The following is an 18738-nucleotide window of genomic DNA, read 5'->3' as shown; positions in this document are numbered from 1 at the left end:
CCGGATGCTGGAGCCGACGGTCAACCTGGCCCGGCCGATCCCGGTGACCGCGTGGGCGCCCTCCTGCTCGCCCTCCCGGTGCCCGCGCTCGTCCTGGTCCTGTGGACCGTCGGCGTGCAGCAGGCGTGGGAGCTGCCGTTCGGGATCAAGATGGGCTTCCTGCCCACCCCGCTGGAGGTCGGCCGCCGGCTGGTCGACCTGGCGGTGGGCGGCGTCGTCGACGACGCGTTCAGCGGCACCCTGCTCGCCCACCTGTGGGCGTCGACCCAGCGCGTGCTCGCCGGGTTCGCCCTGGCGGTCGCGCTGGCCGTGCCGCTCGGCGTCGTGATGGGCCGGTTCTCGCTCGCGTTCCGGATGCTGGAGCCGACGGTCAACCTGGCCCGGCCGATCCCGGTGACCGCGTGGGCGCCGCTGACGCTGCTGATCATCGGCTACGGCGACGGCTCCGCGATCTTCCTGGTGTTCCTCGCCGCGTTCTTCCCGGTGCTGCTCAACACGATCGCCGGCGTCCGGCAGGTGCCGGTCCGGCTGCTGGAGGCGGCCGCGATGCTCGGCACCAAGAAGGCCCAGGTGCTCTACAAGGTGGTGCTGCCCGCCTCGATGCGGTCCATCGCCAGCGGCCTGCGCGTCGCCCTCGGCCTGTCCTGGGTGATCCTCGTCGTCGGCGAGACCGTCGGCATCAACACCGGCCTCGGCGCCATGATCACGCAGGCCCGCGACCAGTCGAAGACCGACCTGATCGTCGCCGGCATGGTCGTGATCGGCCTGTGCGGCTTCGTCGCCGACCGCCTGCTCACCGGCCTGCTCGCGCTCGCCACGCGCGGCCGCCCCACCCTGACCTGACGCCGCCCGCCCGACCCGACAGGAGACGACCATGCCCCGCATCGGCACCGTCCGCCCCCGCCAGCCCGCCGACGTGCGCGTCGCCGGCCTCGGCAAGCAGTACCCGACCCGGTCCGGCGGGACCGTCGCCGCGATGGCCGACGTCGACCTCGACGTCCCCGCCGGCGAGTTCGTCTGCGTCGTCGGCGCCTCCGGCTGCGGCAAGAGCACGCTGCTGCGGATCCTCGCCGGCTTCGAGGACGCCACGTCCGGCGCCGTCGAGGTCGCCGGCGCCCCGGTGACCGGCCCCGACCCCGAGCGCGGCGTCGTGTTCCAGGACTACGGCCTGTTCCCGTGGCTGTCCGTCCGGGAGAACATCGCGTACGGCCCGAGGCAGGCCCGGCTGCAGCGCGCGGTCGTCGCCGAGCGCACCGACCGGTTCCTCGCGGCGGTCGGCCTGACCCGGTTCGCGGACAAGTACCCGAGCGAGCTGTCCGGCGGGATGCAGCAGCGCGTCGCGATCGCCCGCGTGCTGGCCAACGACCCGTCGCTGCTGCTGATGGACGAGCCGTTCGGCGCGCTCGACGCGCTCACCCGGTCCTCGCTGCAGGCCGAGCTGTCCCGGATCCACCGGGAGACCGGCACGACCGTGCTGTTCGTGACGCACTCGATCGAGGAGGCCGTGTTCCTGGCCGACCGGGTCGTGGTGATGGCCGGCGGCGCCTCGCACGGCGTCCCGGGGCACGTGAAGGAGGTCGTGCGGATCGACCTCGCCGGGGACCGGGACGTGACCTCGGCGGAGTTCAACGCGCTCAAGCGTCGCATCTCGGCCCTGGTGCACGAGGAGGTCGTCGCCCCGGCGGCCTGAGCTCCGCGCCCTCGCCGGCGCGCCGCCGTCGAGTGTCCAGAAACCGACGCGATCTGTCCCGGTTCGTCCCCGGGTTTCTGGACACTCGGCGGACGAGCGCGCGGGAGAAACCGGCCCCGGGGAGCAGCGCTGCTCGCTACGGTCGAGGGCATGACCGACCGCAGCCCGGGCGCGGGCGCGCCCGACCCGGACCCCGCCCGCACCGACGCGTTCCTCGACGCGGTCGGCGGCCTGATCGAGCGCGTCAACGAGCGTGCGCAGCGGCGCCGCACCGACGACGCCACGCCGATCGCCGAGGTGCTGCGCGAGCACCTCGGCACCGACCCCCGCGGCCTCGCCGTGCTCACCGAGGAGGTCGGCGCGCTCCGGGCGGTGGACGCCGACGTGGCGCTCGAGGTGGTCGTCGCGGCCGCGGGCGGCGGGCGGCTGGTCGGGGTCGGCGGCGGTGAGCAGCGGCGGCACTCGTCGTTCTCGGAGATCGTCGAGCACTCCGGCGCGTGGGCGCAGTTCCCGGTCGGCGCCGTGGACTACCTCCGGGTGCCGGTCGGGCCGGACACGGACCGGCGGGTCGTCGCGTTCGGCGTGCACCTGTTCCGGTTCGCCGGCGCCCCGGTCGCGCTGCTGCAGCGCGCCGCCGCGCCGCAGCAGGGGCAGGAGGCGAAGCTCGAGGCGCTGTCGCCCGACGAGGACGCGGCGGCGGCCGCCCTCGCGGCGGTCCGGGACGCGATGCTCAGCCACTCCGTGCTGCGCGGGCAGGTCATCAGCTTCACCCCCAGCCCGTACGGGCCGTCCGCGGGTGGCGTGACGTTCCTGTCGCGGATCCAGGTCCCCGCAGCGGACGTCGTGCTGCCCGAGGGCACCCTGGAGAAGGTCGAGCGGCAGGTGCTCGGCGTCGCCCGGCACCGGGACCGGCTGCGCGCCGCGGGCCAGCACCTCAAGCGCGGCGTGCTGCTCTACGGGCCGCCCGGGACGGGCAAGACGCACACCGTCCGGCACCTGCTGGGCGCCGACGCGGGCACCACGGCGATCGTGCTGGCCGGCCAGGCGCTCGCCCTGGTGCGGCTCGCCACGGAGACCGCCCACGCCCTGCAGCCGGCCGTGGTCGTGCTGGAGGACGTCGACCTCATCTCGGAGGACCGCTCGCTGCACGCCGGGCCGCAGCCGCTCCTGTTCGAGGTGCTCGACGCGATGGACGGCCTGGGCGGCGACGCCGACGTGGCGTTCCTGCTGACCACCAACCGCGCCGACCTGCTGGAGCGGGCGCTCGCGCAGCGCCCGGGCCGGGTGGACCTGGCGGTGGAGATCCCGCTGCCCGACGACGACGCCCGGCTGCGGCTGTTCCGGCTCTACGCCGGCGGGCTGCCCCTGAGCGCGGAGGCGGTCGCCGAGGCGGCGGCGGGGACGGCCGGGGTCACCGCGTCGTTCGTCAAGGAGGTGATCCGCCGCGCCGTGCTGCTCGCGGCCGAGCAGGGCCGGGAGGTGGACGACCCGGCGCTGCGCGCGACGGTGGCCGAGCTCACCGACTACGGCCAGCGGGTCACGCGGTCGCTGCTCGGCGCGCCCGTCCCGGGTCAGCCCGAGTAGGCGGCCAGCACGACCCGCGCCGCCGCGGCCAGCACCGCGTCGTCCGGCTCCGCGGCCTCGTCCGGGTGGTCGGTCAGGACCGCCAGCACGATCGGCTCGCGCCCCGGGGGCCAGACGACCGCGAGGTCGTTGCGCGAGCCGTACCGGCCGGCGGTGCCGGTCTTGTCGCCCACCGTCCAGCCCTCGGGCGTGCCCGCGCGGATGGCGTCGAGGCCCGTCGTGCTCGCGGTGAGCCAGCCGACGTAGGCCGCGCGCACCCCGGGGTCGAGGGCGTCGCCGAGCACGTACGTCGCGAGCCCCTCGGCCAGGGCGCGGGGCGTCGACGTCCGAGCGGGGTCGCCCGGCGTGAACTCGTTCAGCCCCGGCTCGTCGGCGTCGACCAGGGTCGTGGTGTCGCCGCGGGCCGCGAGCGCCGCCTGCAGCGCGGCCGGCCCGCCCAGGTGCCGGAGCAGCACGTTGAGCGCCCCGTTGTCGCTGTCCGTGACCGCGGCCGCGCCCAGCGCGCCGATGGTCAGGTCCGTGCCCGCCGCGCCGGCGGTGACCGGGGCGTGGCCCACGTCCGCGACGTCCTCGGGCAGCACGGTCAGCGGCTGGTCCAGCACCGACGCCGGCTGCCCCGCCAGCACCTCGCCGGCCGCGAGCGCCTTGAGCGTGGACGCGTAGCCGAACCGCTCGTCGGCCCGGTACGCCACGGTGTCCCCGGACCCGGTGTCGCGGGCGTAGACGCCGACGCGGCGGCCGGTGGACTCCTCCAGCGCCGCGAGCCCAACCTCGACGGCGGCGGTGCGGTCGGCCGGCGCGGGCGCGGCGGTGCTCGGGGTCGGCGACGGCGCGGGCAGCACGGTCGCCTGCATGTCCGGCCCGCCGGGCGTCCCCGGCGAGCACGCCCCGAGCACGGCCGTCAGCGCGAGCGCGACCAGCCCGGCCGCCACCCGGCGCTCAGCGCGCACCCGGCCGCCAGAGCACGATCGCCCCGCGGGCGCCCACGGCCCGCGGGTCCTCGGCGGGTGCCGCGCCGTCCGGCGTCCCGCGACGGCGCTGGCCGCGGCCCATCGCGACGACGTCGCCGGACGGGTGCGCGGTGAACACGCGCCGCCCGGGCTCGGCGAACGCCCGCAGGTACTCCACCTGGCGGGTCAGCCGCTCGACCTCGGACTCCAGCTCGAGGATCCGCTTGATGCCGGCGAGGTTGACGCCCTCCTCCTGGGAGAGCCGCTGCACCTCGCGCAGCGTCGCGATGTCGCGCAGCGAGTACCGGCGGCCGCGGCCGCGGGTGCGGCCGGGCTGCACCAGCCCGAGCCGGTCGTACTGCCGCAGGGTCTGCGGGTGCATGCCCGCGAGCTCGGCGGCGACCGAGATCACGTAGACCTGCGCGTCCTCCGAGACCATCCTCGCCACCTCCTCGATGTCCGTCGTGGGCCGGCGCGTCCGGCGGGGAACGTGCCCCGGGACGCGCCGGCCGCCGGGTCAGTCCTTGGCGCGCGCGAGCAGGTCGGCCCGCGGGTCCTCGCCGGACGTCGCGATCCCGAACGCCTGCACGGCCTCCTTCGCGGCGGAGCTGAGCCGCTGCGGCACGACGACCTGCACCGTGACCAGCAGGTCGCCGGTGCCGCTCGCCGTGGTGACGCCACGGCCCTTGACCCGCAGCGTCCGGCCCGACGGCGTGCCCGCCGGGATCTTCAGGCGCACCTGCCCGCCGTCGAGGGTCGGCACGGGCACCTCGGCGCCCAGCGCGGCCTCGTCGAAGGCGACCGGCAGGGTCACCCGCAGGTTGTTCCCGTCCAGCGCGAACACCGGGTGCGGCGTCACGCGCACGGTGACCTCGAGGTCACCCGCGGGTGCGCCGTTCTCGCCGGGCCGGCCCTTGCCGCGCAGCCGGATCTTCTGGCCGTCCCGCACGCCGGCGGGGATGCGGGCCTTGACGGTCCGCCCCTCGACGCCGAGCGCCACGGTCGACCCCTCGACCGCCTGCCGGAACGGCAGCGTGGTCACGGCCGCGAGGTCGGCGCCACGGCGTGCGGTGCGGCCCTGGCCGAAGCCGCCGCCCCCGCCGAACAGGCCGCCCAGCAGGTCCTCGAACCCGCCGTTGCCGCCGGCGGTGCTGCCGCCCGCGCCCTGCGGGAACCGCACGCGGGTGCCGCCGGCGCCGCCGCCGAACACCCCGCCGAACAGGTCCTCGAACCCGCCGTTGGCTCCGCCGGCGCCACCGGGGCCGCCCGCGCCCGCGCGGAACCGCGCGCCGCCGGCCATCGCCCGGAGCTGGTCGTACTGCTGGCGCTGCTCGGGGTCCGAGAGCACCGCGTAGGCCTCGCCGACCTCCTTGAACTTCGCCTCCGCCGCGGCGTCCCCCGGGTTGTGGTCGGGGTGCATCGTGCGGGCGAGCTTGCGGTACGCCTTCTTGATCGTGGCCGCGTCCGCGTCCTTGGCGACGCCGAGCACGGCGTAGAAGTCCTTCTCCAGCCAGTCCTGACCGCTCACGACGCCTCCTTCCGCTCTCTCGTCCGGTCCCCCGGGGCCTGCGTCCGGCCCCGGACCGGGGTCGACCCGCCGGCCGGGGCCGCGCCGTGACGACACGGCCCCCGCCGGTGGGTCCTGATGATGCCCGTCACGCCTCCGGGTCGACGACCGCCACCCGGGCGGCGCGGACCACGCGCTCGCCCATCCGATAGCCGGGCTGCAGCACCTGCTGCACCGTCGGCTCCGTGACGTCGGCCGAGTGCCCGTGCATGAGCGCCTCGTGCACCGTCGGGTCGAACGGCTCGCCGGCGGCGCCGAAGCGCTCGATGCCGAACCGCCCCAGGGTGCCCTCGAGCTTCTCCGCGATCGACGCGAACGGGCCGACCAGGTCGCCGTGCTGGCGGGCCAGCTCGATGTCGTCGAGGACGCTGATGAGCGCCTCGGCGACGGACGCGACGCCCTGGTCCCGGGCGGTGACCGCCTCGGCCTTGGACCGCTTCACGTACGCGGAGTACTGCTGCTCCAGGTTGAAGTAGTCGGCGTTCCGCCGCTGCAGCTCGTCGAGCCGCTCGGCGGCGAGCTTCTGCGCCTCGACCAGGCCCTCCAGCATCACGGCCTCCTCGGCGGCGGTCGCCGCCTGCTCGGCCTCGGCCAGGACCTGCTCCTCCGCGGTCGGCTCGCGCAGCTTCCCCGTCTCCGGGTCGATGCGCCGCTTGTCGGTCACGCGCGGGGCCTCCTCCTCGGGATCACGCCCCTGCGGGTTCGGCTGGTCGGTCACTTCTTGTCGCCCTCGTCGTCGACGATCTCGGCGTCCACCACGTCGTCGTCCTGCGCGGACGACCCCGCCGGGCCGTCGGTCGGCTGCTCGCCGGCCGGGGCGCCCTCGGGCTGCTGGTTCGCCGAGTACAGCGCCTCGCCGATCTTCTGCGACGCGGTGACCAGCGCGGTCTGCTTCGCGGTGACCTCGGCCAGGTCGTCGCCCTCGAGCGCCTTCTTCAGGTCGTCGACGGCGGAGCGGACCTCGGTCTTGACGTCGTCGGACAGCTTGTCGTCGTTGTCGGTGAGCAGCTTCTCCGTGGAGTACACCAGCTGCTCGGCGGAGTTGCGGGTCTCCGCCTCCTCGCGACGCTTCTTGTCCTCGGCGGCGTGCGCCTCGGCCTCCTTGACCATGCGGTCGATCTCGTCCTTCGGCAGGCCGGAGCCGCCGGAGATCGTCATCGACTGCTCCTTGCCCGTGCCGCGGTCCTTGGCGGACACGTGCACGATGCCGTTCGCGTCGATGTCGAAGGTGACCTCGATCTGCGGGACGCCGCGCGGGGCCGGCGCGATGCCGGTCAGCTCGAACGTGCCCAGCGGCTTGTTGTCCCGCGCGAACTCGCGCTCGCCCTGGAACACCTGGATCAGCACGGACGGCTGGTTGTCCTCGGCCGTCGAGAAGATCTCGCTGCGCTTGGTCGGGATGGCCGTGTTGCGCTCGATGAGCTTGGTCATCACGCCGCCCTTGGTCTCGATGCCGAGGGACAGCGGGGTCACGTCGATCAGCAGGACGTCCTTGCGGTCGCCCTTGATGACGCCGGCCTGGAGCGCGGCACCCACGGCCACGACCTCGTCCGGGTTGACGCCCTTGTTGGGCTCCTTGCCGCCGGTGAGCTCGCGCACGACGTCGGCCACGGCCGGCATGCGGGTGGAGCCGCCGACGAGCACCACGTGGTCGATGTCGGCCAGCTTGATGCCCGCGTCGCGGATGACCGCGTTGAACGGCGCCTTGGTCCGCTCGAGCAGGTCGGCCGTCATCTGCTGGAACTGCGCCCGGGTGAGCTTCTCGTCCAGGTGGATCGGGCCGTTCTCGGACATCGAGAGGTACTGCAGGCTGATGTTGGTGCTGGTCGCGGACGACAGCTCCTTCTTGGCCTGCTCCGCCGCCTCACGCAGCCGCTGCAGGGCGATCTTGTCCTTCGACAGGTCGACGCCGGTGGAGTTCTTCACCTGGCCGACCAGCCACTCGACGATCCGGTTGTCCCAGTCGTCGCCGCCGAGGCGGTTGTCACCCGAGGTCGCGCGGACCTCGATCGTCGAGAAGTCGTCGTCCTTGCCCACCTCGAGCAGGGAGACGTCGAACGTGCCGCCACCGAGGTCGAAGACGAGGATGAGCTCGTCCTCCTTGCCGCGCTCCAGCCCGTAGGCGAGCGCCGCGGCGGTCGGCTCGTTCACGATGCGCAGGACGTTGAGGCCGGCCACCTGGCCGGCGTCCTTGGTCGCCTGGCGCTCGGCGTCGTTGAAGTACGCCGGGACGGTGATGACCGCGTCCGTGACGGGCTCGCCCAGGTACTCCTCGGCGTCGCGCTTCAGCTTGCCGAGCACGCGGGCCGAGATCTCCTGCGCGGTGTACTTCTTGTCGTCGATCTCGACGGACCAGTCCGTGCCCATGTGGCGCTTGACGGACGAGATCGTGCGGTCGACGTTGGTGACGGCCTGGCGCTTGGCCACCTCGCCGACGAGCACCTCGCCGGTCTTGGAGAACGCGACGACCGACGGGGTCGTCCGCGAGCCCTCCGCGTTGGCGATGACGGTGGGCTCCCCGCCCTCGAGGACGGCGACCACGGAGTTCGTGGTGCCCAGGTCGATGCCGACTGCTCGTGCCATGTCTGTGCTCCTTCGTCGTGCTGCGTGGTCCGGCGCTCGGCCGCCCCGGGGCGGGACGGAGGCGCCTTGAGCCTGCTGCGCTCAAGTCTGCGTCGCGGTCGGTCGCGGTGCAACTCCGCGGCTGCGAACTTGAGTCTGTCCCACTCAACTCGCGAGGAGCGCCGGATGTTCCCGGCGTCAGCCGCGGGCGGCCCGGCGCCGCTCCCACTGCTCCCGGGTGATCGCGTACCGGTACCCGCCGAGCTCGGCACCCTCGACGGCGAGCATGTCCTCGGGGGTCGGCAGCGGCTCCGTCACCGTCATCCCGACCTTCTCCATCACGCGCTGGGACGCGTGGTTCAGCGCCATCGTCGCGCCCCAGACGACGCGGACGTCCATGTCGGTGAACGCCGTGGCGACGAGGGCCGACGACACCTCCGTCGCGTAGCCGTGTCCCCAGGCGGCGCGGCGCAGCCGGTAGCCGAGCTCGACCTCGTCCAGCGGGCCGTCCCGCTCGGGGCGCAGGCAGAACCACCCGAGGAACGCCCGGCCGGCCGTCTCGTACGCGGCGAACAGCCCGCGCTCGCGGACCAGCTCCGGCGGGGTCGGCTCGCCGCCGGACAGGTACCGCATCACCGCGGGGTCGCTGTCGAGCTCGACGAGCAGGTCGGCGTCGTCCGGGCCGAACGGCCGGAGCGTCACGCGCTCGGTGCGCAGGTACGTGTCCACGGCCGCCAGCATGCCGGAACGGCCGGCCGGGGCGGCGGTGCCCCGGGCCGGCCGTCGCGGGTCAGATCAGCTCGACCCGGTCGGCCTGCGGGCCGCGGTCGCTCTGCCGCACCTGGTACCGGACGCGGTCGCCCTCGTAGAGCGCCTCCTCGCGCTGCAGGACCGACACGTGCACGAACAGGTCCGGCCCGCCGTCGTCCGGCGTGATGAAGCCGAAGCCGCGCTCCGCGTCGTAGCGCGCCACGACGCCCTGGCCACCGCGCGCGGACGAGCGCGGCGCCGGGCCGCGGCCGGAGTCCCGCCGGTCCGCGCCGCCGCGGCCCCCGTGGCCGCCGCGGGACGGGCCGCCGACCAGCCGGACGCCCTGGGCCTGCAGGCCCTTCTCGCCCTCCGAGGCCCGGTAGCTCACCCGGTCGCCCTCGACGAGCTCGGCCAGGTCGCCGGACAGCGACCGCGCGTGCACGAACACGTCCTGCTCCCCGGAGTCGGGGGTGATGAAGCCGAAGCCCTTGCCCGCGTCGTACCAGGTCACGGTGCCGTCGGCGCCGTCGTCCTTGGTGGCGGCGCGGCTCGGGCCCGCGGCCGCGTCGGCGCCGAGCGGCAGCAGGTGGTCGGCCTGCGGCCCCTTCTCGCCCTCGACGACGAGGAACGCGACGCGCTGACCGTCGACGATCACGCCCCCGCCGACGATCGCGGAGCTGTGCACGAAGATCTCGCCGTCGCCGCTGTCGGGGGTGACGAAGCCGTAGCCCTTGGCCGGCTCGTACCAGTTGACCGTGCCCAGCACGCCGAGCGCGGCGTCCGGGGCGACGTCACCGGTGACGCGGACCTGGCGCGCCTGGGGGCCGCGGTCGCTCTCGCCCACCTCGAACTCGACGGACTGGCCCTGGCGGAGCGACGTCGAGCCGTCCTGGCCGACGATCTCGGACGCGTGGACGAACAGGTCCTCGGCGTCGTCGCCGAGCGCGATGAACCCGAACCCTCGCTCGGTGTCGAACCAGCGGACGGTTCCCTGCGGCACGGTGGTACTCCTCGTGGTGATGGCGGTTGCTGCCTCCAGTGTCCACCGGTCGGCGGCGCGGGACGAACCGCCCCCGGGCGGCGGGCGGTAGCGTCGCCGCGTGGTCCGCCGTCGCAAGGTCTCCTCCGGGGCCTCCCCGTCGACCCGCGCGCGGTACGCGAAGCGGCGGGCGCGGCGCGTCGCCCTCGCCGACAACGACCTGACCGCGGCGGAGTGGGCCGACCTCGTCGCCGCGTGGGGCGGCGCGTGCGCGTACTGCGGGACGGCGACCCCCGCGCTGCAGCGGGACTGCGTCCTGGCGATCTCGCGCGGCGGCCGGTACACGCTGCAGAACGTGGTGCCGGCGTGCGCGTCGTGCAACGCGAGCAAGCACAACGACGAGGTCACCGGGTGGCTCCGGCGCAAGCGGCTGGACGAGCGGGCGTTCCTGGTCCGGCACGCGACGATCCTGCGCACGCTCCGGCCCGCCGAGCCCGACGCCCTCTAGCGCGGTGTGACCAGACCCACCGTGGGCTTGCGGGGGCCTGCCGCGTAGGATCCTCCGGGCCCCGCGCGACCGCGGCGCCCTCTCCCCACCCCAGGACGGACGGCGCATGAGCGCGCAGACGACCACGCCCGCGCAGCACCCGGACGGGCCCGGCGACGACGTGGACCTCGACCTCGTGGCCGGCACGGACCTCGACCCGGCAGCCGACGTGCCCGGCGTCGACCCTGCCGAGTTCGCCATCTTCCTGCGGGTCGCCGACCAGGTCGCCGCGCTCCCGCAGACGCACCCGCAGCACGCCGCCGCCCGGCGCGCCGCGTCCGCGATGTTCAAGGCCGCGAAGAAGCACCGCCGCGGGGAGAAGCGCCGGCTCATCGCGGAGGCCGACGCCGCGGTGGTCGCCGCGACCGCGACCGGCAGCCCGGGCCGCATCGACGACGAGACCGCCGGCATCCAGATCACCTCGTCGGCGACCGGCGCGATCGCGGGGACGCTGCTGCGCCCGCGCGCCTGCTACGTCTGCAAGCAGGACTACACGGTGGTCGACGCGTTCTACCACCAGCTCTGCCCGGACTGCGCCGCGCTGCACCACGCCAAGCGGGACGCCCGCACCGACCTGACCGGCCGCCGCGCGCTGCTCACCGGCGGCCGGGCCAAGATCGGCATGTACATCGCGCTGCGGCTGCTGCGCGACGGCGCGGACCTGACGATCACCACCCGTTTCCCCAAGGACGCGGTGCGCCGGTTCAGCGCGATGGACGACTCCGCCGACTGGCTGCATCGGCTGCACGTCGTCGGGATCGACCTCCGCGACCCGGCGCAGGTGGTCTCGCTCGCGGACCACGTCGCCGCCCAGGGGCCGCTGGACATCCTCATCAACAACGCCGCGCAGACCGTGCGCCGGTCGCCGGGCGCGTACGCGCGGATCGCCGACGCCGAGGACGCGCCGCTGGACGCCGACGCAGCGCAGATGATCACCACCTTCGGCCGCACCAGCGACGCGCACCCGCGCGCGCTCGCCGGGTCGGTGAGCGAGCTGAGCAGCCCGGCGCTGGCGATCGAGCGGGCGGGACGCGCCGCCGCGGAGGAGCTGACCGCGCAGTCGCTCACCGCCGAGGCCGCGAGCCTGGCGCGGCTGGTCGCGGGGACGTCGATCGACGCCGGCGGCCTGATCCCGGACGTCGCGGAGACGAACTCCTGGGTCGCGACCGTCGACGGCGTGGACCCGATGGAGCTGCTCGAGGTCCAGCTCTGCAACCAGACGGCGCCGTTCATCCTGGTCAGCCGGCTGCGGTCCGCCCTGGCGGCCTCGCCCGCCCGCCGGACGTACATCGTGAACGTGTCGGCGATGGAGGGCGTGTTCGCCCGCGGGTACAAGGGCCCCGGCCACCCGCACACGAACATGAGCAAGGCCGCGCTGAACATGCTGACCCGCACGAGCGCGGGCGAGATGTTCGCCGACGGCATCCTCATGACCGCCGTCGACACCGGCTGGATCACCGACGAGCGGCCGCACCCGACGAAGGTGCGGCTCGCCGAGGAGGGGTTCCACGCGCCGCTCGACCTGGTCGACGGGGCCGCGCGGGTGTACGACCCGATCGTCCGCGGCGAGGCGGGCGAGGACCTGTACGGCTGCTTCCTCAAGGACTACGCGCGCTCCCAGTGGTGACCTGACCGCGACGGCGGCCACCGCACCGCGAGGGCTGACGCGCTCTCATGCGCCCTCGCGGTGCCCGGGCGGCCGTCAGGCCGGCTCGACCGGCAGCCAGAGCTCCACGGTCGCGGTGCTGAAGTCGTCGGCGCGGTCGAGCACCGCGACCACCTCCGGCCCGGGGCGCAGCCGCCACGGGTTGGACGGGAACCAGTCCGTCGCGGTCGCCGCCCAGACGGCCTGGAGCGTCGCAGGGTAGGGACCCTCGGCGCGGAACACCGCCCACGCCCCGGCGGCGACCGACAGGACGTCGAGGTCGCCGGGCACCTCGACGGCGTCCGAGACGGCGACGCCGTGCACGTAGGTCAGGTCGGTCCCCTCCCGCCGGTCGGGGTCGAGGTCCGCGCTGACGGCGAGCAGCCCGGCGGGCTCGACGTCGCCCAGGGCCTTGAGCCGCGCGTGCTCCTCGGGCGGGAGCGAGGCGACGTGCCGCTGGATCGCGGGGTTGACCCCCTCGTGCGCGAGCGGGACGCGGGCGGCGTGGCCCGCGAGGCGGAAGCCGGGCCGGGTGACGAGTCGGACGTCCATGGGTGCTGCTCCTTCGACGGTCAGGCGGAACCTGAGGCGGGGTTGGGACCGGAAGGGGCCGCCGTCGCGCCGGGCCTCGCCCGGGCTGACGCCGTGCACCGCGCGGAACGCCCGGCCGAACGCCTCGGTCGAGCCGTAGCCGTACCGCACCGCGATGCCGAGCAGGTCGCCCCGGTCGGCGACGACCTCCGCGGCCGCGACGGTCATCCGCCGCCGGCGCACGTACTCCGACAGCGGCATCCCGGCCAGCGACGAGAACATCCGCCGCAGGTGGTACTCGGTCGTGCCGAGCGCAGCGGCGAGGTCGGTGACGTCGAGGTCCTCGGTGAGGCGGTCCTCCACGAGGTCGACGAGCCGGTTGAGCGAGGCGATCACGGTGCTCCCTTCCGCGGTCCAGCCTGGTCGCCGCCCGCCCGGCAGCGCCCGATCATCCTGGCCCGATCCGATCAGGAATTGCCCAGTATTCAGTGTTGCCAAGTACCGGTACCTAGCGTTACGTTGTACCGGTAGTCAGCGACACCGAGTACAGGAGCCTCCGATGGCCAACCAGATGACCGAGATGCTCAAGGGCACGCTCGAGGGGATCGTGCTCGCGATCCTCGAGGCGCGGCCGGCGTACGGCTACGAGATCACCGCGCAGCTCCGCGACGAGGGGTTCGCCGACCTGGCCGAGGGCACCGTGTACGCGCTCCTGGTCCGCATCGAGCAGCGCGGGTTCGTCGACGTGGAGAAGGTCCCGTCCGAGAAGGGCCCGCCGCGCAAGGTCTACTCGCTCAACGCCGCGGGCCGGGCCCAGCTCGACGACTTCTGGACCACCTGGGCCTTCCTGGCCGGGCGGATCGAGCACCTCCGCGCCGCGCACGCCGACCGCACCGGCACCGGCACCGGCACCACCAGCACCGACTCCGGCACCACCCACCGCACCACCGACCGCACCGAAGGGGACGACTGACATGGTCGCGAAGTGGATCGAGGCCCTCACCGGCTCGCTCGAGCAGAAGAAGCAGTACCGGCAGGACATGGCGCGGCTCAAGGCGCTGCCCGAGCCCTACCGCACCGCCGCGAAGGCCACGCACCGGTACCTCATGTACTCCGGCGGCGTCACGGACGGCGACACGATGGTCACGATGTTCACGGACCTCGCGGACCTGTGGGAGCGGGCCGCCACCGACGGCACGCCGGTCCGCGACGTCGTGGGCGACGACCCCGTCGAGTTCGCCGAGACGTTCGCGCAGGCGTACGTCGGGGACCGGTGGATCGACAAGGAGCGCGCCCGGCTGACCCGGGCGATCGACGAGGCCGAGCGGGGGGACGCCCGATGAGCGCCGGGGCCGCCGGTGCGGTCGCGCCGGCCGTCGCCGTCCGCGGCGTCGAGAAGTCGTTCGGCGACCTGGCGGTGCTGCGGGGCGTCGACCTCGAGGTGGCGCCCGGGACGATCGTCGCCCTGCTCGGCTCCAACGGCGCCGGCAAGACGACCCTCGTCCGCATCCTGTCGACGCTGCTGAAGCCCGACGCGGGCGCGGCGACCGTCCACGGGTTCGACGTGGTGGCGCAGGCCGCCGAGGTCCGGCAGTCGATCAGCCTCACCGGCCAGTTCGCGGCCGTCGACGGCATGCTCACCGGGCGGGAGAACCTCCGGCTCGTCGCCCGGCTCCGGCACCTGCCCGACCCGGGCGGAGTCGCCGACCGGCTGCTCGACCGGTTCGCCCTCACGGAGGCCGGCGGGCGCCGGGCGTCGACCTACTCCGGCGGCATGCGGCGCCGGCTCGACATCGCCATGAGCCTGATCGGCGACCCGCCGGTGATCTTCCTCGACGAGCCGACGACCGGGCTCGACCCGCAGGCCCGCGCCGAGGTGTGGCGGACCGTCGAGGAGCTGGCCGGCGGCGGCACCACCGTCCTGCTCACCACGCAGTACCTGGACGAGGCGGAGCGCCTCGCCGACCGGATCGCCATCCTGCACGAGGGGACGATCATCCAGGACGGCACGCTCGCCGAGCTCAAGCGGCTGCTCCCGCCCGCCCGGGTGGAGTACGTCGAGAAGCAGCCCACGCTCGAGGACGTCTTCCTCGCCCTCGTCGGCGCCGGCAGCACGCCGGCCGGGAAGGACCCGCGATGAGCGCCACCGCCACCACCCACGTCCTCGGCGACACCGTCGCCCTCACCGACCGGTCGCTGCGGCACATCCTGCGCAGCCCGGACACCATCATCACGACCGCCGTCACGCCGGTCGCCCTGATGCTGCTGTTCGTCTACGTGTTCGGTGGGGCGATCCACGGCGGGTCGACCGCGTCGTACGTCGACTACCTGCTGCCGGGCATCCTGCTCATCACGGTCGCCTCGGGCGTCGCGTACACGGCGTATCGGCTGTTCCTCGACCTGCAGGGCGGCATCGTCGAGCGGTTCCAGTCCATGCCGATCGCCCGGCCGAGCGTCCTGTGGGCGCACGTGCTCACCTCGATGGCCGCCAACCTGACGTCGGTCGTCCTGGTGGTCGGGATCGCCCTGCTCATGGGGTTCCGCACCGGGGCGTCCGCCCTCGCCTGGCTGGCGGTCGCCGGCATCCTGGTCCTGTTCACGCTCACGCTGACCTGGATCGCGGTGCTGGCGGGGCTGTCCGCCAAGACGGTCGACGGGGCGAGCGCGTTCTCCTACCCGCTGATCTTCCTGCCGTTCATCAGCTCGGCGTTCGTGCCGACGGACTCGATGCCGACCGCGGTCGCGTGGTTCGCCGAGCACCAGCCGGTCACGGCCGTCGTCGACTCGATCCGCGCGCTGTTCGCCGGCGACCCGGTCGGCGCGGACCTGTGGATCGCGCTCGGGTGGCTGGTCGGCATCCTCGCGCTGGCGTACGCGCTGGCCGTGCGGGCCTACCGGCGCAAGGTGGGCTGAGCCTCACGCGGTGGTCAGGACGGGCGCGAAGGGCACCAGCTCCTCGCGCCCGTCCTCGACGACCAGGCAGGTGCTCTCCGGCACCTCGAGCCAGGCGCCCTTGAGGTCGCCGAGCGGCTCCGAGACGACGATCCGGGTGTCGTCGGACAGCCCGTGCAGCACCGGGTTGTCCGGGTACTGCGCCCGCAGCACGGCGACGTCCCGGTTCCGGAACAGCGACCTGGACCGCCCCTCGGACGAGTACCGGAACGTCCACAGCCGCTGCCCGTCCGTCGTCGCGAACGTCCCCTGCACCGGGAAGGCGACGCCGTGCCGGAGCGCGACGTCCTCGATCAGCCCGACCGCCCGGGCCACGGCGGCGGGCGGGTCGTCGGTCAGCCCGAACGTCAGCGCCAGGTAGAACAGCGTCTCCGAGTCGGTGGAGCCCTCGATCAGCGGGTACAGCGCCGGGTCCACGGCCATGCGCAGGTCGCGCTTCAGGGTGCTGAACCCGTTGATCACGCCGTTGTGCGCGAACAGCCACTGCCCGTGCCGGAACGGGTGGCAGTTGGTCTGCTGCACGGCGGTCCCGGTCGTCGCGCGGATGTGCGCGATGACCATGCCGGACCGGATGTGCTGGGACAGCTCGCGCAGGTTCCGGTCGCTCCACGCCGGCTCGATGCTGCGGAACAGCCCGGGGATCGGCGAGTGGTCGTCGTACCAGCCGACGCCGAACCCGTCGCCGTTCATGGGCTCGACGCCCAGCCGGCTGTGCCGGCTCTGCATCACGAGCGAGTTCTCCGGCTTGTAGAGCAGCTCGTCGAGCGTCACCGGCGATCCCGTGTACGCGAGCCATCGGCACATGGCGGCCTCCCCCGTGGGTGGGCCCGCGCCGTCGCCGGCCCCTCGGGGCCACTGTGCACCGGCGCCTCGCAGGTGGTTCAGGCCTCGGGGTCCCAGCGGGACGGCACCAGGTCCGCCAGGAGCGTGCGGTGCGCCCACCGGGCCCAGGCGAGCGCGCTCCACCCGCCCCGGCGCACGAGCGCGTTCCAGGTCTCCGGCCCGAGGACGAGCGCGACGACGTCGGTCGCCCGCTCGAAGTCGAGCCCCGCCCGGAGCACCCCGTCGCGGTCGCACGCCTCGACGAGCAGCCGGTGCACGCCCCGCCGGCGGGCCTCGTCCCGCTCCTGCGCCGCGTGCAGCACGGGGTCGCCGACGGCGTGCGCGCGGACCAGGTCCTGCACCGCGGCGGCCCGGCCGAGCAGCTCGGCTGCGCCGCGCGCGTGCAGGAACACCCGGCGGGCCGGGTCCGGCTCGGTGACGACGGCGCGGACCCAGGGCTGGTCGGCGAGGTCCGGCGCGGCGTCCCGGCGGTCGGCGCCGTCGACGGCGTGGTCCAGGCAGCCGACGAGGATGTCCGACTTGGACGGGTAGGAGTAGTAGACGGTCTGCACGCCCAGGCCCGCGGCGCGGCCGATCGCGGTGATCGTCGTCGGGCCGTAGCCGTCGGCGAGGAACAGCCGGGTCGCGGCCTCGGCGATCCGCCCGCGGGAGGCGGCGGCCCGGGCGGCCCGCCCGTCGCGCGGCGCGCTGTCGCTGCTGGTCACGCACGTAACCGTAGCAGCGCTACGGATTCCTTCCGGTAGCGCCACTCCGACAACCCCGACCCTCCCTCTCCGAGCGGGCAGCAGATGTCCCCTCGGGGGCACGGGAAGGGACATCTGCCGCCCGCTCGGCGGATCTGCGCTGGTCAGAGTGCGGGTAAGGAATGTGGAGCGACGCTACGGAATTCGTCAGTGGCCCAGGGCCAGGAGGGTCACCAGGGCCAGGTTGAGGGCGACGACCAGGGCGACGACGACGACCAGCACCGCCTGCAGCCGGGGGCCGTTGGCGTGCGGGCCCATCAGGGACCGGTCGCGGTTGAGGCGCACCAGCGGGATCACGGCGAACGGGATGCCGAAGCTCAGCACCACCTGGCTCACCACCAGCGTCCAGGTCGGGTCCGCGCCCACCGCGAGCAGCACCAGCGCCGGGACCAGCGTGATCGACCGCCGGACCAGCAGCGGGATCCGCCGGTGGATGAGGCCCTCCATGACGGCGGCGCCGGCGTAGCAGCCGACCGACGTCGACGCGAGGCCCGACGCGAGCAGCCCGACCGCGAACACCACGCCGACCACCGGGCCCAGGGCGCTGCTGATCGCCGCGTGCGCGCCCTCGATGGTGTCGGTGCCCTCGACGCCGCGCAGGTTCGCGGCCGCGAGCAGGAGCAGGCCGATGTTGACCGTCCCGGCGAGCGTGAGCGCGGCGCCGACGTCCCACCGCGTCGCGCGCAGCAGGCCGGACCGCGCGCCCTCGTCGGGCACCCGGCCGAACCGGTCCCGGCTCAGCGCGGAGTGCACGTAGATGGCGTGCGGCATGACCGTCGCGCCGAGCATCGACGCCGCGAGCAGCACCGAGTCCGTGCCCGCGAACCGCGGGACGAGCCCGCCGAGCATCTCGCCCGGGTCCGGCGGCCCGAGGACCAGCCCCGCGAGGAACCCGACGACGATCACCAGCAGCAGGCCGACGACGACGGCCTCGAACCGCCGCTGCCCGTACCGGTTCTGCGTCGCGAGCAGCAGCATCGAGACCCCGCCGACGATCAGCCCGCCGAGCACCAGCGGCAGCCCGAACAGCAGGTTCAGCGCGATCGCACCGCCGACGACCTCGGCGATGTCGGTGGCCGCCGCGACCACCTCGGCCTGCGCCCAGTACGCGAGCCGCGAGCGCCGGCGCAGCCGCTGCCCGAGGACGCCCGGGAGCGAGTCGCCGGTGACGATGCCGAGCTTGGCCGACTGGTACTGCACGAGCACCGCCATGGCGTTCGCCCCGACCAGGACCCACAGCAGCAGGTAGCCGTACCGCGCGCCCGCGGTCAGGTTCGCCGCGACGTTCCCGGGGTCGACGTAGGCGATCGCCGCGACGAACGCGGGGCCGACCAGGGGCAGCACGCGGCCGCGCCGCACCGCCTGCCGATCGGTCGTGCTGGTCACCGCACCTCC

At 74.5% G+C, this 18738-nt stretch carries 20 protein-coding genes and 1 pseudogene; 9 read left to right on the top strand and 12 right to left on the bottom strand.

What is annotated here, in order from left to right; genetic code table 11:
• Positions 1–51 precede the first annotated feature (51 nt).
• The 3 genes from G6556_RS02795 to G6556_RS02785 all read left to right on the top strand — a co-directional run bounded on the left by G6556_RS02795 (position 52) and on the right by G6556_RS02785 (position 3274).
• Positions 52–843, top strand: coding sequence for an ABC transporter permease (locus G6556_RS02795; protein ID WP_166938428.1), 792 nt, complete (start codon positions 52–54; stop codon positions 841–843).
• Positions 844–874: 31 nt separating this feature from the next.
• Positions 875–1690: an ABC transporter ATP-binding protein gene (locus tag G6556_RS02790; RefSeq protein ID WP_166938426.1), complete on the top strand. Its 816-nt coding sequence runs from the start codon at positions 875–877 to the stop codon at positions 1688–1690.
• Between the two features lie 150 nt (positions 1691–1840).
• On the top strand, positions 1841–3274 hold the full coding sequence (locus G6556_RS02785) for an ATP-binding protein (protein WP_166938424.1): 1434 nt from the start codon (positions 1841–1843) through the stop codon (positions 3272–3274).
• Here the strand turns inward: G6556_RS02785 and bla are convergent.
• From bla to G6556_RS20115, 8 genes and pseudogenes are all read right to left on the bottom strand, one after another.
• The gene (bla, locus tag G6556_RS02780) at positions 3262–4224 is read right to left on the bottom strand and encodes a class A beta-lactamase (RefSeq protein WP_205692928.1); all 963 of its coding nucleotides are present in this window, start codon (positions 4222–4224) and stop codon (positions 3262–3264) included. The two genes, G6556_RS02785 and bla, sit on opposite strands and share 13 nt — an antisense overlap.
• On the bottom strand, positions 4214–4663 hold the full coding sequence (locus G6556_RS02775) for a helix-turn-helix transcriptional regulator (RefSeq protein WP_166938422.1): 450 nt from the start codon (positions 4661–4663) through the stop codon (positions 4214–4216). Before G6556_RS02775 ends, bla begins: the two co-directional genes overlap by 11 nt.
• A 78-nt stretch (positions 4664–4741) precedes the next feature.
• Positions 4742–5752: a DnaJ C-terminal domain-containing protein gene (locus G6556_RS02770; protein ID WP_166938421.1), complete on the bottom strand. Its 1011-nt coding sequence runs from the start codon at positions 5750–5752 to the stop codon at positions 4742–4744.
• A gap of 127 nt (positions 5753–5879) precedes the next feature.
• Positions 5880–6509: a nucleotide exchange factor GrpE gene (gene grpE, locus G6556_RS02765; protein WP_166938419.1), complete on the bottom strand. Its 630-nt coding sequence runs from the start codon at positions 6507–6509 to the stop codon at positions 5880–5882.
• The gene (gene dnaK, locus G6556_RS02760; protein ID WP_166938417.1) at positions 6506–8374 is read right to left on the bottom strand and encodes a molecular chaperone DnaK; all 1869 of its coding nucleotides are present in this window, start codon (positions 8372–8374) and stop codon (positions 6506–6508) included. The genes grpE and dnaK overlap by 4 nt, the downstream gene beginning before the upstream one ends.
• A 177-nt stretch (positions 8375–8551) precedes the next feature.
• On the bottom strand, positions 8552–9082 hold the full coding sequence (locus G6556_RS02755) for a GNAT family N-acetyltransferase (RefSeq protein WP_166938415.1): 531 nt from the start codon (positions 9080–9082) through the stop codon (positions 8552–8554).
• 61 nt (positions 9083–9143) lie between these two features.
• The gene (locus G6556_RS02750) at positions 9144–9869 is read right to left on the bottom strand and encodes a cold shock domain-containing protein (protein ID WP_346774684.1); all 726 of its coding nucleotides are present in this window, start codon (positions 9867–9869) and stop codon (positions 9144–9146) included.
• 36 nt (positions 9870–9905) lie between these two features.
• A pseudogene (locus tag G6556_RS20115) lies at positions 9906–10103 on the bottom strand (cold shock domain-containing protein); the annotation flags it as partial.
• 100 nt (positions 10104–10203) lie between these two features.
• Between G6556_RS20115 and G6556_RS02745 the strand changes: the two are divergent.
• Together G6556_RS02745 and G6556_RS02740 are read left to right on the top strand one after the other, a co-directional pair.
• A complete protein-coding gene (locus tag G6556_RS02745) occupies positions 10204–10590 on the top strand; it encodes an HNH endonuclease signature motif containing protein (RefSeq protein WP_166938411.1) in 387 nt (128 codons plus the stop codon).
• 106 nt (positions 10591–10696) lie between these two features.
• A complete protein-coding gene (locus G6556_RS02740) occupies positions 10697–12256 on the top strand; it encodes an SDR family NAD(P)-dependent oxidoreductase (RefSeq protein WP_166938409.1) in 1560 nt (519 codons plus the stop codon).
• A gap of 75 nt (positions 12257–12331) precedes the next feature.
• On the opposite strand, the gene G6556_RS02735 is transcribed toward G6556_RS02740, so the two are convergent.
• A complete protein-coding gene (locus tag G6556_RS02735) occupies positions 12332–13201 on the bottom strand; it encodes an AraC family transcriptional regulator (RefSeq protein WP_166938407.1) in 870 nt (289 codons plus the stop codon).
• 163 nt (positions 13202–13364) lie between these two features.
• Between G6556_RS02735 and G6556_RS02730 the strand changes: the two genes are divergently transcribed.
• From G6556_RS02730 to G6556_RS02715, 4 genes are read left to right on the top strand one after another with little or no spacing between them, the layout of a single operon-like run.
• Complete coding sequence (locus G6556_RS02730; protein ID WP_166938405.1) at positions 13365–13778, top strand: PadR family transcriptional regulator; 414 nt, start codon at positions 13365–13367, stop codon at positions 13776–13778.
• A 1-nt stretch (position 13779) separates the two neighbouring features.
• Complete coding sequence (locus G6556_RS02725; RefSeq protein ID WP_166938403.1) at positions 13780–14148, top strand: DUF1048 domain-containing protein; 369 nt, start codon at positions 13780–13782, stop codon at positions 14146–14148.
• Positions 14145–14945 carry an ATP-binding cassette domain-containing protein gene (locus tag G6556_RS02720; protein ID WP_166938401.1) on the top strand — a complete coding sequence of 267 codons (801 nt, stop codon included), beginning with the start codon at positions 14145–14147 and terminating at the stop codon, positions 14943–14945. Before G6556_RS02725 ends, G6556_RS02720 begins: the two co-directional genes overlap by 4 nt.
• Positions 14942–15718, top strand: a complete 777-nt coding sequence (locus G6556_RS02715) for an ABC transporter permease (RefSeq protein WP_166938399.1) — start codon at positions 14942–14944, stop codon at positions 15716–15718. Before G6556_RS02720 ends, G6556_RS02715 begins: the two co-directional genes overlap by 4 nt.
• Before the next feature lie 3 nt (positions 15719–15721).
• Here G6556_RS02715 and G6556_RS02710 read toward each other — a convergent pair whose 3' ends face one another.
• From G6556_RS02710 to G6556_RS02700, 3 genes are all read right to left on the bottom strand, one after another.
• On the bottom strand, positions 15722–16561 hold the full coding sequence (locus G6556_RS02710; RefSeq protein WP_166938396.1) for a class II glutamine amidotransferase: 840 nt from the start codon (positions 16559–16561) through the stop codon (positions 15722–15724).
• Positions 16562–16638: 77 nt separating this feature from the next.
• Complete coding sequence (locus tag G6556_RS02705; RefSeq protein WP_166938394.1) at positions 16639–17304, bottom strand: TetR/AcrR family transcriptional regulator; 666 nt, start codon at positions 17302–17304, stop codon at positions 16639–16641.
• Between the two features lie 186 nt (positions 17305–17490).
• On the bottom strand, positions 17491–18729 hold the full coding sequence (locus G6556_RS02700) for an Nramp family divalent metal transporter (protein WP_166938392.1): 1239 nt from the start codon (positions 18727–18729) through the stop codon (positions 17491–17493).
• Positions 18730–18738 lie beyond the last annotated feature (9 nt).

This window comes from Cellulomonas sp. IC4_254, assembly GCF_011603975.1.
Classification (GTDB): Bacteria; Actinomycetota; Actinomycetes; order Actinomycetales; family Cellulomonadaceae; genus Cellulomonas.
Note: the sequence above shows the minus strand (reverse complement) of the source record. Positions and strands in the feature narration are given on the sequence as shown.

Excerpts from the sequence above, each read along its gene's own strand:
- G6556_RS02790 (WP_166938426.1), top strand. The coding sequence starts at position 875 with ATGCCCCGCATCGGCACCGTCCGCCCCCGCCAGCCCGCCGACGTGCGC.
- G6556_RS02785 (WP_166938424.1), top strand. The coding sequence starts at position 1,841 with ATGACCGACCGCAGCCCGGGCGCGGGCGCGCCCGACCCGGACCCCGCC.
- G6556_RS02775 (WP_166938422.1), bottom strand. The coding sequence starts at position 4,663 with ATGGTCTCGGAGGACGCGCAGGTCTACGTGATCTCGGTCGCCGCCGAG.
- dnaK (WP_166938417.1), bottom strand. The coding sequence starts at position 8,374 with ATGGCACGAGCAGTCGGCATCGACCTGGGCACCACGAACTCCGTGGTC.
- G6556_RS02740 (WP_166938409.1), top strand. The coding sequence starts at position 10,697 with ATGAGCGCGCAGACGACCACGCCCGCGCAGCACCCGGACGGGCCCGGC.
- G6556_RS02730 (WP_166938405.1), top strand. The coding sequence starts at position 13,365 with ATGGCCAACCAGATGACCGAGATGCTCAAGGGCACGCTCGAGGGGATC.
- G6556_RS02725 (WP_166938403.1), top strand. The coding sequence starts at position 13,780 with ATGGTCGCGAAGTGGATCGAGGCCCTCACCGGCTCGCTCGAGCAGAAG.
- G6556_RS02720 (WP_166938401.1), top strand. The coding sequence starts at position 14,145 with ATGAGCGCCGGGGCCGCCGGTGCGGTCGCGCCGGCCGTCGCCGTCCGC.
- G6556_RS02715 (WP_166938399.1), top strand. The coding sequence starts at position 14,942 with ATGAGCGCCACCGCCACCACCCACGTCCTCGGCGACACCGTCGCCCTC.
- G6556_RS02710 (WP_166938396.1), bottom strand. The coding sequence starts at position 16,561 with ATGTGCCGATGGCTCGCGTACACGGGATCGCCGGTGACGCTCGACGAG.